This is a genomic window from Streptomyces sp. NPDC045022 (assembly GCF_056432605.1).
Map to the genome: position 1 here is coordinate 124,522 of NZ_JBWKIR010000014.1, position 12,164 is coordinate 136,685.

General features: G+C 70.4%; 10 protein-coding genes and 1 riboswitch. All 10 genes read left to right on the forward strand.

The window, feature by feature from the left end:
- The first annotated feature begins 176 nt into the window (after positions 1-176).
- The 10 genes from AC07C1_RS24750 to AC07C1_RS24795 all read left to right on the forward strand — a co-directional run bounded on the left by AC07C1_RS24750 (position 177) and on the right by AC07C1_RS24795 (position 12,145).
- Positions 177-1,196: a nucleoside triphosphate pyrophosphohydrolase gene (locus AC07C1_RS24750; protein ID WP_478942286.1), complete on the forward strand. Its 1,020-nt coding sequence runs from the start codon at positions 177-179 to the stop codon at positions 1,194-1,196.
- 107 nt (positions 1,197-1,303) lie between these two features.
- On the forward strand, positions 1,304-2,602 hold the full coding sequence (locus tag AC07C1_RS24755; RefSeq protein ID WP_478942287.1) for a cytochrome P450 family protein: 1,299 nt from the start codon (positions 1,304-1,306) through the stop codon (positions 2,600-2,602).
- 149 nt (positions 2,603-2,751) lie between these two features.
- Positions 2,752-3,816 (forward strand): transglycosylase family protein, encoded by a 1,065-nt coding sequence (locus tag AC07C1_RS24760; protein ID WP_478942289.1) that lies wholly within the window; start codon positions 2,752-2,754, stop codon positions 3,814-3,816.
- A 197-nt stretch (positions 3,817-4,013) separates the two neighbouring features.
- Positions 4,014-4,186, forward strand: a riboswitch (cyclic di-AMP (ydaO/yuaA leader).
- A gap of 4 nt (positions 4,187-4,190) precedes the next feature.
- A complete protein-coding gene (locus AC07C1_RS24765) occupies positions 4,191-4,907 on the forward strand; it encodes a transglycosylase family protein (RefSeq protein WP_478942290.1) in 717 nt (238 codons plus the stop codon).
- Positions 4,908-5,249: 342 nt separating this feature from the next.
- Positions 5,250-6,551 (forward strand): phosphopyruvate hydratase, encoded by a 1,302-nt coding sequence (gene eno, locus AC07C1_RS24770; RefSeq protein ID WP_478942292.1) that lies wholly within the window; start codon positions 5,250-5,252, stop codon positions 6,549-6,551.
- A 101-nt stretch (positions 6,552-6,652) separates the two neighbouring features.
- On the forward strand, positions 6,653-7,129 hold the full coding sequence (locus AC07C1_RS24775) for an FtsB family cell division protein (RefSeq protein ID WP_478942294.1): 477 nt from the start codon (positions 6,653-6,655) through the stop codon (positions 7,127-7,129).
- Between the two features lie 48 nt (positions 7,130-7,177).
- Positions 7,178-7,711 carry a DUF501 domain-containing protein gene (locus AC07C1_RS24780; RefSeq protein WP_478942296.1) on the forward strand — a complete coding sequence of 178 codons (534 nt, stop codon included), beginning with the start codon at positions 7,178-7,180 and terminating at the stop codon, positions 7,709-7,711.
- Between the two features lie 110 nt (positions 7,712-7,821).
- On the forward strand, positions 7,822-8,775 hold the full coding sequence (locus AC07C1_RS24785; protein ID WP_478942298.1) for a Ppx/GppA phosphatase family protein: 954 nt from the start codon (positions 7,822-7,824) through the stop codon (positions 8,773-8,775).
- Between the two features lie 496 nt (positions 8,776-9,271).
- A complete protein-coding gene (locus AC07C1_RS24790) occupies positions 9,272-10,651 on the forward strand; it encodes an NAD(P)/FAD-dependent oxidoreductase (protein ID WP_478942299.1) in 1,380 nt (459 codons plus the stop codon).
- 201 nt (positions 10,652-10,852) lie between these two features.
- Positions 10,853-12,145 carry a class I SAM-dependent methyltransferase gene (locus tag AC07C1_RS24795; RefSeq protein ID WP_478942301.1) on the forward strand — a complete coding sequence of 431 codons (1,293 nt, stop codon included), beginning with the start codon at positions 10,853-10,855 and terminating at the stop codon, positions 12,143-12,145.
- The last annotated feature ends 19 nt before the right edge of the window (positions 12,146-12,164 follow it).

The following is a 12,164-nucleotide window of genomic DNA, read 5'->3' on the forward strand; positions in this document are numbered from 1 at the left end:
GCTCGCTGCCGGAACGGCGTGGCTGCCGGAACGGCGTGGCTGCCGGACGGTACGGCAGCCGGAACGGCCTGGTGGGGAGCGGCAGGGCGGCGTGCGTCGGTCATACGATCACATGAACCCCTCGGTCCTGTGGACAACGGAATCCGCTCCCTTCCGCCGTGGGTTACGTTCGGATCGTGAACGCATCCAGCCCCGAAGCCACCGCCCCCGGCCCCACGGGTCACGAAGCCCCCGGCCGCGTCGTCCTGCTCACCACCAGCCACCGCGTCGCCCCCGGCCTGCTGTCCTGGCCCGCCTGGCAGGCCCTGCACGCCGCGGATGCCGTGCTGTGCGCGGACGGCGCGCACCCGCAGCTGCCGTATCTGCGGGAGGCCGGGATAGTCGTGGAGAACACGTCCCCCACCGCGCAGGAACTGGTCGACGCCTGCGCCGGCGGGCGGACGGTGGTGGTCGTGGCGGCCGGCGAGGGCGAGCCCGCGCTCACCGACGGCCTGGCCCGGCTCGCCGGTTCCGGGCGGGTCTCCATGCCGGAGCTGGAGCTGCTGCCCGCCTCCTACGACCTCCCCGGCGCCCGCCTCCTGGACCTCGTCCAGGTCATGGACCGCATCCGCGCCGAATGCCCGTGGTCCTCCCGGCAGACCCACCAGGGCCTGGCCAAGTACGGCATCGAGGAGGCGTACGAACTGGTCGAGGCGATCGAGGCCGGTGACCGCGAGGAACTGCGCGAGGAACTGGGCGACGTCCTCCTCCAGGTCGTCTTCCACTCCCGCATCGCCGAGGAGCACCCGGACACGCCGTTCTCCATCGACGACGTGGCCGGTGGCATCGTCGCCAAGCTCATCCACCGCCACCCGCACGTGTTCGGCGACGAGAAGGCCGAGACCCCGGAGGACGTCAAGGCGCACTGGCTGCGCACCAAGGCCGAGGAGAAGCGGCGCACCTCGGTCACGGAGGGCGTCCCCCTCGGCCAGCCCGGCCTCGCCCTCGCCGCCAAGCTCGCGTCCCGCGCTCGCACGGCGGACCTGGACGTGCCTCTCCCCCAGGGAGAGGGCGTCGGTTACGAGCTGCTCGCACTGGCGGTCCGCGCCGAGGCGGCCGGCGTCGATCCGGAAGCGGCGCTGCGGGCGGCGGCACGGGTGTACCGGGACGCGATACGGGCGACGGAGGGAACGGCACCGGAGAAGGGGAACGGCTAGCACGGCCGGCCCTGCGAGGCCGCCCACCGGTGCCCCGCCCACCGGGGCCCGGCCCGCCGGCCACGCCCGCCAAAGCCCCGCGGGCTGTGGCCGGATACCGTCGAGGGGTGACCGACCAGCCCCCTCACCCGACCGCCGCGGACTCCGAGCCCGACCTCTTCACCTGGGAGTTCGCAGCCGATCCCTATCCCGCCTACGCCTGGCTGCGCGAGCACGCGCCCGTGCGCCGGACGCGGTTGCCCAGCGGGGTCGAGGCCTGGCTGGTCACCCGGTACGCCGATGCCAAGCAGGCCCTGGCCGACCAGCGGCTGAGCAAGAACCCGGCGCATCACGACGAGCCCGCGCACGCCAAGGGCAAGACCGGCATCCCCGGCGAGCGCAAGGCCGAGCTGATGACGCATCTGCTGAACATCGACCCGCCGGACCACACCCGGTTGCGCAGGCTCGTCAGCAAGGCGTTCACACCCCGCCGGGTCGCCGAGTTCGCGTCCCGGGTGCAGGAGCTGACCGACCACCTCATCGACCAGTTCGCGCAGCGGGGTTCCGCCGACCTCATCCACGAGTTCGCCTTCCCGCTGCCCATCTACGCCATCTGCGACATGCTCGGCGTCCCCCGCGAGGACCAGGACGAGTTCCGGGACTGGGCGGGCATGATGATCCGGCACGGTGGCGGGCCCCGGGGCGGGGTCGCCCGGTCGGTGAAGAAGATGCGCGGTTACCTGGCCGAGCTGATCCACCGGAAGCGCGCGGCCCTGCCCGCCGAGCCCGCGCCCGGCGAGGACCTCATCTCCGCCCTCATCCGCGCCTCCGACCACGGCGAGCACCTCACCGAGAACGAGGCCGCCGCCATGGCCTTCATCCTCCTGTTCGCCGGCTTCGAGACGACCGTCAACCTCATCGGCAACGGCACCTACGCCCTGCTCACCCACCCCGAGCAGCGCCGCCGGCTGCAGGAGTCCCTGGCGATGGGGGAATGGGGCCTGCTGGAGACCGGCGTGGAGGAACTGCTCCGTTTCGACGGGCCGGTGGAGCTGGCCACCTGGCGGTTCGCCACCGAACCGCTCACCATCGGCGGGCAGGACATCGCGCCGGGCGACCCGGTGCTCGTCGTGCTCGCCGCCGCGGACCGGGACCCGGAGCGGTTCGCCGACCCGGACGTGCTGGACCTTGCCCGCCGCGACAACCAGCACCTCGGCTACGGCCACGGCATCCACTACTGCCTGGGCGCGCCGCTCGCCCGCCTGGAGGGCCAGACCGCGCTCGCCACCCTGCTCAGCCGCCTGCCCGACCTGCGGCTCGCCGCGGACCCGGACGAGCTGCGCTGGCGCGGCGGGCTCATCATGCGCGGTCTGCGCACCCTGCCGGTGGAGTTCACTCCGCTCCCCGGCGAGGCCGTAGAACGGTAAACATGACAGGCGTTCAACTTCGTGATCTTCACGTGATCTGCGCGGCATGAACTTGTGACAAGTGATCGTCTGCCTATACGTTCACCCATCAGCGCGGCGACAGGCTTCATCCGCCGCGCCGGTCCTGCTGTCGCACGAAAGGCTTCCGCATGCTCTCCGGGAACGGTCGTCACCGTCGCCCCCGTCAGGCTCCGGCCCTCCTCGTCGCGGCCGGCGTGACAGGCTCCGCCATCGCCATCCCCCTGCTCGGCGCCGCGAGTGCCAACGCGGCCGACGGCACCACGTGGGACAAGGTGGCCGAGTGCGAGAGCGGCGGTTCCTGGAGCGCGAACACCGGCAACGGGTACTACGGCGGCCTGCAGATCCCGCAGGACGACTGGGACAAGTACGGCGGTGGCCAGTACGCCGACAGTGCCGACGAGGCCAGCCGTTCGCAGCAGATCGCCGTGGCCGAGAAGATTCTCGCCGACCGGGGCACCACCCCCTGGGCCACCTGTGCGCTGCTGTCCGGCCTGACCTCGAACTCCGGCTCCGTGGACGTCGACACGGGGGTCGGCGGCTCCGGTGACGCCAACGGTTCGGGCGACTCGTCCGGTTCGGCCGACAACTCCGACTCGTCCGGTCTGCCGGATTCAGCCTCGCCCTCCGGCTCTGGTTCCGGCTCCGACTCCGCTGCCGACGCCGGCTCCGGCTCGGCTTCGGGCTCGGATTCCTCCACGGGTTCGGCCACCACGCCGACGCCCGGTCCGGGCAAGGACGTCACCGCGGATCCCGGTGCGGACACCGGTTCCACCGGTTCCACCGGTACCAACGCTCCGAAGTCCGACAGGTCGGTCTCGCCCGAAACCGGAAACTCGCAGGGGGACGGCAGCACGCCTGCGGCCACCCCCAGTGTCGGAAACTCGGACAATTCCCAGCAGAGTGCCGGTTCCTGGAGCCTCGTCGACACCGGCGCCCTCATCAGTGGTGGACGTCACCGTGGCGGGAGCGCGGACGAAAACGTGACAAACAGTCAGGATGCCGCGACGTCCGGCCGTCACGCCTCCCGTGAACCGGGCACCTACACCGTCCGCGAGGGCGACTCCCTCGTCTCCATCGCCGACTCGCTCGAGGTCGACGGCGGATGGCGCGCGCTCTATGCCGGAAACAAGAAGGACATCGGCGCCGATCCAAACCACATCACCGCCGGTCAGACCCTGGAAGTCGGTGCCTAAACGGGCGAAAAGCGGCGGGAGTTGACGCCCTGTTTCGTGGCTGATGTCCGGTTTGGCGAAAGTGTGGGATGAGTCTCAGAAGCCCTGATCGTCTTTGAAATTCCGTCGATCGCCTGTCTACGGTCGAGATCGCTCGTCACCACGAGCCCCGGCAGTCGCAACGCCGAATCCTGCCAGCGGATGCCCGGGAACAGTCGTCGCGTCAAGCGCCGTAGGCAGGAGCGGGGGACCCAAGGTAAGTGCCGGAACCAGCAGTTGAGCTGGCGCCGGCTGGGGGTGAAGCCGCACCTCGCGCAAGCGGGAGTGCGGCCGGGCAACTCAACCGGCCCGAACCCGACAGCTCACCTCGCAGGCGTCGGTGAGGGGATCGATCCATGCTGTTTTCCGGCAAGGGCAAGCACCGTCGTCCGTCCAAGGCCACTCGTGTCATCGCGCTCGCCGGTGTCACCGGTGCCGCCGTCGCCGCCCCGCTGATGGCGGCCGGCAACGCCTCCGCCGCCACCGCCTCCGAGTGGGACGCGGTCGCCCAGTGCGAGTCCGGCGGCAACTGGTCCATCAACACCGGCAACGGCTACTACGGCGGCCTGCAGTTCTCGGCCTCCACCTGGGCCGCGTACGGCGGCACCCAGTACGCCGCCCAGGCCAACCAGGCCGGCAAGGCGCAGCAGATCGCCGTCGCCGAGAAGGTCCTCGCCGCCCAGGGCAAGGGTGCCTGGCCGGTCTGCGGCACGGGCCTGTCCGGCGCCGCCTACAACGGCTCCGCCCCGAGCAGCAGCTCCTCGAACAGCAGCTCCTCCAGCAGCTCCTCGAACAGCACCTCGTCGAGCAGCACCACCACCCGCTCCACCGGCCGGCAGGCCGCCTCCCGCTCCGCCGAGCGTCCGGCCGCGACCAAGACCGTCACCACCCCGACCGGCAAGAAGGTCAAGAAGGGCGACGGCGAGTACAAGGTCGCCGCGGGTGACACCCTCAGCTCCATCGCCGAGAAGCACGGCGTCAAGGGTGGCTGGAAGAAGCTGTTCGACCTGAACAAGGACATCGTCGAGGACGCCGACCTCATCTACCCGGGCCAGCAGCTGCACCTGAAGTGACGCCCGGCTCCCACGCGAACCACAGCGCCCTCACCTCCCCGGTCCGCACGCTGAAGGCCTCGTGAGGGCCACCCCCCGTCCCCACGGGCTCCCCGCCCCGGTGCGTATTCCCCCGTACGCACCGGGGCGGGGTTTTCTGTTTTCCCGTTCTTCGGCCAGGTCTCACCCGCACCCCCCTTTGTTCCCAGCCTGAACAATGGGTACCGTCTGCGTGTCCCTCCTGTCCACGGGACGGTCGGTCGGTGGCCGACGCCCCTGGGACGGTTAGGCTCTAGTCGCAAGGCCCAGCCGCAAGGCGGCCGGCCCCGCACTTCCAGCGTCACATCCAAGAAGGAGATGCTCGTGCCGTCCATCGACGTCGTCGTAGCCCGGGAAATCCTCGACTCGCGAGGGAACCCCACCGTCGAGGTCGAGGTCGGCCTCGACGACGGCAGCACGGGTCGTGCCGCCGTCCCGTCCGGCGCCTCCACCGGTGCCTTCGAGGCCATCGAGCTGCGTGACGGTGACCCCAACCGCTACCAGGGCAAGGGTGTCGAGAAGGCCGTCCTCGCGGTCATCGAGCAGATCGGCCCGGAGCTGGTCGGCTACGACGCCACCGAGCAGCGCCTGATCGACCAGGCCATGTTCGACCTGGACGCCACCGACAACAAGGGCTCGCTCGGCGCCAACGCCATCCTCGGCGTTTCCCTCGCCGTCGCCCACGCCGCCTCCGAGGCCAGCGACCTCCCCCTCTTCCGCTACCTGGGCGGCCCGAACGCGCACCTGCTGCCGGTGCCGATGATGAACATCCTGAACGGCGGCTCGCACGCCGACTCCAACGTGGACATCCAGGAGTTCATGATCGCCCCGATCGGCGCGGAGTCCTTCTCCGAGGCGCTGCGCTGGGGCACCGAGGTCTACCACACGCTGAAGAAGGTCCTGAAGAGCAAGGGCCTGTCCACCGGCCTCGGCGACGAGGGCGGCTTCGCCCCGAACCTCGGCTCCAACCGCGAGGCCCTCGACCTCATCCTCGAGGCCGTCAAGGAGGCCGGCTACACCCCCGGCGAGCAGATCGCCCTCGCGCTCGACGTGGCCGCCTCCGAGTTCTACAAGGACGGCAAGTACCTCTTCGAGGGCAAGGAGCGCTCCGCCGCCGAGATGACGGAGTACTACGAGGAGCTGGTCGCGGCCTACCCGCTCGTCTCCATCGAGGACCCGCTGTTCGAGGACGACTGGGACGGCTGGAAGATCATCACCGACAAGCTCGGTGACAAGGTCCAGCTCGTCGGCGACGACCTGTTCGTCACCAACCCCGAGCGCCTCGCCCGCGGCATCGAGGAGGGCGCCGCCAACGCCCTGCTGGTCAAGGTCAACCAGATCGGCTCGCTGACCGAGACCCTGGACGCCGTCGAGCTGGCTCAGCGCAACGGCTTCAAGTGCATGATGTCCCACCGCTCCGGTGAGACCGAGGACGTCACCATCGCCGACCTGGCCGTCGCCACCAACTGCGGCCAGATCAAGACCGGCGCCCCGGCCCGCTCCGAGCGCGTCGCCAAGTACAACCAGCTGCTGCGCATCGAGGAGATCCTCGACGACGCCGCGGTGTACGCCGGTCGCAGCGCGTTCCCGCGCTTCAAGGGCAACCTCGAGATCTCCGAGGGCTGAGCCAACCCGGGCTGTCCTAGCCAGTCGTACGTACGTCCCCGTACCCGGTCCCGTACCGTGTCCGGGGACGTACGCGCGTGTGTGATCGGGAGGCGGGGAAGATGGCCGTGAAGGACCGTGACCGGTTCTCCACCGCGACCAGGCTGCGGCTGCTCGGCGAGCAGACGGCGGCCCGGGTCTACCGCTCCCAGACCAAGCGGCAGGCCCGCCGCTCCCGGCTCACCGGCCGCGCGGCGCTGCTCGCGCTGGTGCTGTGCACGATGATCGTCGCGCTCGCCTATCCCATGCGGCAGTACGTCTCGCAGCGCGCCGAGATCGCCGACCTCCGGCGGCAGCAGGAGCAGGCACGCCACCGTGTCGAACAGCTGCGCGACCTCAAGGCGCGCTGGCAGGACGACGCCTACGCCAAGCAGCAGATCCGGCGCCGGCTGCACTATGTGATGCCCGGGGAGACCGGGTACGTCGTCATCGACCCGGGCGCGGCCAAGCAGTCCCGCGCCGACGTCGGGGCCGCCCACCGGCCCTGGTACGCGAACGTCTGGGACGGGGTCGACAAGTCCGACGCCTCCGACCAGTAAGCCGGCCGCCCGGCCGGTGTCCGACAGAAAGCCACCCTGAAAGCAGTCATGGAAACGCCTCCGCCGCCCACTCCGCGCACCGAGCCCACCGACGCGGACGTCGAGGCCTTCAAGCAGCAGCTCGGCCGCCCGCCGCGGGGCCTGAGGGCCATCGCGCACCGCTGCCCGTGCGGCCAGCCGGACGTCGTGGAGACGGCGCCCCGGCTGCCCGACGGCACGCCCTTCCCGACGACGTACTACCTGACGTGCCCGCGCGCCGCCTCGGCGATCGGCACGCTGGAGGCGAACGGCGTCATGAAGGAGATGACGGAGCGGCTGCGGACCGACCCGGAACTGGCCGCCGCCTACCGGGCCGCCCATGAGGACTACATCCGGCGCCGGGACGAGATCGAGGTCCTGGAGGGTTTCCCGAGCGCGGGTGGTATGCCGGACCGGGTGAAGTGCCTGCACGTCCTGGTGGGCCACTCCCTGGCCGCGGGGCCGGGTGTGAACCCGCTCGGCGACGAGGCGATCGCGATGCTGCCGGAGTGGTGGAGCAAGGGCCCGTGCGTCGTGCCCGACGCCGACGCCGCCGAGGAGTGACCGCCGGACCGCTCCCGCCCCAGGGGCTCCGCCCCCTCGGCCCCCCGTCCTCGCCCACCACCACCCGACCCGGTCGGCTGCCCAGAGCGCTGTGAAAGAAGGACCTGCCCATGCCCCGCGTCGCCGCCATCGACTGCGGTACGAACTCCATCCGGCTCCTCGTCGCCGACGCCGACCCCGAGACCGGTGAACTGGTCGATCTGGACCGGCGGATGACGATCGTTCGGCTCGGCCAGGGCGTCGACCGCACCGGCCGGCTCGCGCCCGAGGCCCTGGAGCGCACGTTCGCCGCATGCCGCGAGTACGCGCGGGTCATCAAGGATCACGGCGCCGAGAAGCTCCGCTTCGTCGCCACCTCCGCCTCCCGCGACGCCGAGAACCGGGACGACTTCGTGCGGGGGGTCGTCGACATCCTCGGCGTCGAGCCGGAGGTCATCACCGGTGACCAGGAGGCCGAGTTCTCCTTCACCGGGGCGACCAGGGAACTGAAGGGCCGCGACGACCTCGCCAAGCCCTATCTCGTCGTGGACATCGGTGGTGGTTCGACCGAGTTCGTCGTCGGTGAGGACCACGTGCGCGCCGCGCGCTCCGTGGACGTCGGCTGTGTGCGGATGACCGAGCGGCATCTGGTGCACGACGGCAAGGTGAGCGACCCGCCCGGTGAGGAGCGGATCGCCGCCATGAGGGCCGACATCGAGGCCGCCCTGGACCTCGCCGAGCAGACGGTCCCGTTGCGCGAGGCGCGCACCCTGGTCGGCCTCGCCGGCTCGGTCACCACCGTGTCCGCGATCGCCCAGAACCTCCCCGAGTACGACTCCGCGCGCATCCACCACTCCCGCATCTCCCACGACCGGGTCCGCGAGATCACCGAGTGGCTGCTGCGTTCCACGCACGCCGAGCGCGCCGCGGTGCCGTCCATGCACCCGGGCCGGGTCGACGTCATCGGCGCGGGCGCCCTGGTCCTCCTCGCGATCATGGAGCGCATCGGCGCCGAGGAGGTCGTGGTGAGCGAGCACGACATCCTGGACGGCATCGCGTGGTCCGTAGTACGCGAGTCGTGTTGAGGTCCTGCGGGGTGCGGTAGACGTCCCGCCGGTCGCCCACCCGGAGAGACAGGGGCGTTTTCCGGCCCGTTTGCTACTGGTCGGTAGTCTCCGGTGAGCAGGTTGGATAACGTGTGAGCGGGCCGTCCGGAGGTGCCGATGACGTCCCGTCGGAAAAGTTCGTGAAGTTCTTCACAAGGAATTCGGCCCTGGCGAGGGATCAAAGGGCTCTCATTGACCCGTGGGAGGGCCGAACAGCCCTCGGGAGGCGCTCGCGAGGGTGTCCGGCGGGTCTTCCCGGGGGGTCGGCCAGGACGCTGGCCGGGGTGCCTCACAGGGACCCGAAAGGGCCGGAGAGGCAGCTCACGCGGCATTGGCAACGGGTCGAACCGACTCGCGGTTCCCTTTCGGCCGCATGACCTGCGTCACGCGGGCCGCGGAGTTTAGCACAGTGCCTGTCGGACCTTGTGAAGGGGCGCACGAGCAGCCCCCCTCAGGCGGGTGGATACTCGATGGCATGAGCACCACGGAGCGTCCCAGGATCCTCGTAGTAGGCGGTGGGTACGTAGGCCTGTACGCAGCTCGGCGCATTCTCAAGAAGATGCGCTACGGCGAGGCGACCGTCACGGTCGTCGACCCCCGGTCGTACATGACCTACCAGCCCTTCCTCCCCGAAGCCGCCGCCGGCAGCATCTCCCCTCGCCACGTCGTCGTCCCGCTGCGACGCGTGCTGCCGAAGGCGGAGGTCCTCACCGGCCGGGTCACCACCATCGACCAGGACCGCAAGGTCGCCACGATCGCCCCCCTGGTGGGCGAGGCGTACGAGCTGCCCTTCGACTACCTGGTCATCGCGATGGGCGCGGTCTCCCGCACCTTCCCGATCCCCGGCCTCGCCGAGCAGGGCATCGGCATGAAGGGCATCGAGGAGTCCATCGGCCTGCGCAACCACGTCCTCGAGCAGCTGGACAAGGCCGACTCGACGAACGACGAGGAGATCCGCCGCAAGGCGCTCACCTTCGTCTTCATCGGCGGTGGCTTCGCGGGTGCGGAGACCATCGGCGAGGTCGAGGACATGGCCCGGGACGCGGCCAAGTACTACAAGAACGTGTCCCGTGAGGACATGCGCTTCGTTCTCGTCGATGCCGCCGACAAGATCCTTCCCGAGGTCGGCCCCAAGCTCGGCCAGTACGGCAGGGAGCACCTGGAGAGCCGGGGCGTGGAGATCTACCTCTCCACCTCCATGGACTCCTGCGTCGACGGTCACGTCGTGCTGAAGAACGGCCTCGAGGTCGACTCCAACACCATCGTGTGGACCGCCGGCGTCAAGCCGAACCCGGCTCTCTCCCGCTTCGGCCTGCCCCTCGGCCCGCGCGGCCACGTCGACTGCGAGCCCACGCTCCAGGTCAAGGGCACGGACTACATCTGGGCCGCCGGTGACAACGCACAGGTCCCGGACCTCGTCGGCCGCAAGGCGGGCAACGAGAACGCCTGGTGCCCGCCGAACGCCCAGCACGCGCTGCGCCAGGCGCGCGTCCTCGGTGACAACGTGATCTCCGGTATGCGGGGCTTCCCGCAGAAGGAGTACGAGCACGCCAACAAGGGCGCGGTCGCCGGTCTCGGCCTGCACAAGGGCGTGGCGATGATCGTCATGGGCAAGGTGAAGATCAAGCTCAAGGGCCGCCTCGCCTGGTACATGCACCGTGGCTACCACGGCATGGCGATGCCGACCTGGAACCGTAAGATCCGTGTCTTCGCCGACTGGACGCTCGCCATGTTCCTCAAGCGCGAGGTCGTTTCCCTCGGCGCCATGGAGAACCCGCGCGAGGAGTTCTACGAGGCCGCCAAGCCCGCCCCGGTCGCCGCCGCGAAGACCGAGGAGAAGGCCAAGGCCTCCTGACCTCCGGTCACTGAAACACCCTCGAAGGACCTCCCGCCATCCGTGGTGCGGGAGGTCCTTCGGCGTTGTACGAGGGACCAAAGTGTATGCATGGTACAGCTATTTGCCCAGTTGTAACTCCTTTGCGGGACTGCGCTGAGCGCTTCACGGTGTTTACGTGGTGAACGGACATCCGGGATCGTCGTCTTGGAGGTGTGCGCCATGGCCGACGCCGCGTCGCGGCTGAGGAGTCTTGCCGAACAGATGCTGGGAACACCGCTTCCCCTGCGGGTACGGGCGTGGGACGGGTCCCAGGCCGGACCGCCGGACGCGCCGGCGCTCGTGATCCGCAACCGCCGCGCCCTGCGCCGCATGCTGTTCAAACCGGGGGAACTGGGACTTGCCCGCGCCTGGGTGGCCGGTGACCTGGACATCGAGGGTGACCTGTACACCGTGCTGGAGGTGATGGCCGGGCTGGTGTGGGAGCGCGGGGAGGACGCCCGGACCCTGGTCGAGGCGATGCGCGATCCGGACGTCCGCGCCGCCGCCCGCGAACTGCTGAGACTCGCCGGACCGCCCGTCCCGCCGGCCCCGCCCCGCGAGGAGGTCCGCAGACCCCGCCGGCGTCTGCACACCCGGCGCACCGACAAGCGGGCCATCAGCCACCACTACGACGTCGGCAACGACTTCTACGAGATCGTCCTCGGCCCCTCCATGGTGTACTCCTGCGCGTACTGGGAGGACGGCGGTACCCTGGAGTCGGCCCAGCGCGACAAGCTCGAACTCATCTGCGCCAAGCTCGGCCTGACGGCCGGTCAGCGGCTGCTGGACGTCGGCTGCGGCTGGGGCTCCATGGCCATCCACGCGGCCCGCGAGCACGGCGTGAGCGTCGTCGGGGTGACGCTCTCCCAGGAACAGGCCGCCTACGCCCGTAAGCGCGTCGCGGACGAGGGCCTGGCCGACCGGGTGGAGATCCGCGTCCAGGACTACCGGGACGTCGGGGACGCCCCCTTCGACGCGATCTCCTCCATCGGGATGGCCGAACACGTCGGTGCCGAACGCTATCTGGAGTACGCGAACCAGTTGTACGCCCTGCTGCGGCCCGGCGGGCGGCTGCTCAACCACCAGATCGCCCGCCGCCCCCAGGGGGACGAGTCGGCGTACGAGGCGGATCCGTTCATCGACGCCTACGTCTTCCCCGACGGCGAACTCGCCCCCATCGGCACCACCGTCACCCAGCTGGAGCGCGCCGGCTTCGAGGTGCGGGACGTGGAGTCCATCCGCGAGCACTACGCCCGCACCCTGCGCCAGTGGGTCGCCAACCTGGAGGCGGACTGGGGCCGCGCGGTCCGGCTCGCCGGCCCCGGCCGCACCCGCGTCTGGCGCCTGTACATGGCCGCCTGCGCGCTCGCCTTCGAACGCAACCGCATCGGTGTCAACCAGGTCCTGGCGATCCGCACCCCGGAGGCCGGGAAGTCCGGCCTGCCGTTGCGCACCCGCGTCTGGAACGGCTGACACGGCAAGGCCCCGCCCT

Excerpts from the sequence above, each read along its gene's own strand:
- AC07C1_RS24765 (WP_478942290.1), top strand. The coding sequence starts at position 4,191 with ATGCTGTTTTCCGGCAAGGGCAAGCACCGTCGTCCGTCCAAGGCCACT.
- AC07C1_RS24785 (WP_478942298.1), top strand. The coding sequence starts at position 7,822 with ATGCCCCGCGTCGCCGCCATCGACTGCGGTACGAACTCCATCCGGCTC.
- AC07C1_RS24795 (WP_478942301.1), top strand. The coding sequence starts at position 10,853 with ATGGCCGACGCCGCGTCGCGGCTGAGGAGTCTTGCCGAACAGATGCTG.
- AC07C1_RS24790 (WP_478942299.1), top strand. The coding sequence starts at position 9,272 with ATGAGCACCACGGAGCGTCCCAGGATCCTCGTAGTAGGCGGTGGGTAC.
- AC07C1_RS24775 (WP_478942294.1), top strand. The coding sequence starts at position 6,653 with ATGGCCGTGAAGGACCGTGACCGGTTCTCCACCGCGACCAGGCTGCGG.
- AC07C1_RS24760 (WP_478942289.1), top strand. The coding sequence starts at position 2,752 with ATGCTCTCCGGGAACGGTCGTCACCGTCGCCCCCGTCAGGCTCCGGCC.
- AC07C1_RS24780 (WP_478942296.1), top strand. The coding sequence starts at position 7,178 with ATGGAAACGCCTCCGCCGCCCACTCCGCGCACCGAGCCCACCGACGCG.